This is a genomic window from Acinetobacter lwoffii (assembly GCF_024129855.1).
GTDB classification, from domain to species: Bacteria; Pseudomonadota; Gammaproteobacteria; order Pseudomonadales; family Moraxellaceae; genus Acinetobacter; species Acinetobacter lwoffii_L.
On the sequence record NZ_JAMXXC010000086.1, the window covers coordinates 1 to 309 of the forward strand.

At 35.9% G+C, this 309-nt stretch carries 1 protein-coding gene; it reads right to left on the bottom strand.

All coding sequences use genetic code 11. The features are described from left to right. Positions 1–126: 126 nt before the first annotated feature. A partial coding sequence (locus NI465_RS16615; protein WP_253139518.1) for a helix-turn-helix domain-containing protein occupies positions 127–309 on the bottom strand: 183 nt, incomplete at its 5' end.

Sequence of the window (309 nt, forward strand, 5' to 3'; positions counted from 1 at the left end):
AGCATCTGATTTAAATAAATTTAATTTTGGATCAAAAAATAATCAAAACTTTTAAAATCATATAGTTATGAAATCTTTGTGCAACAAAGCCAAGTTAAACTAAATTTAGTTGCCAATCCCAATAAGCTATTCACTAACTTGTAAATATCGGTATACCGCCTGACGACTAATCCCAAAAGCTTTTCCTAATGCCATTTTTGATGGATACTTCCCTTCCCTCCATGCTTGTCGTAAAGCTTCAGCTTGGTCAGGCTTTAGTTTATGCACCCGACCTTTGTACTTCCCCTGAGCAGAGGCGAGTTTTATTCC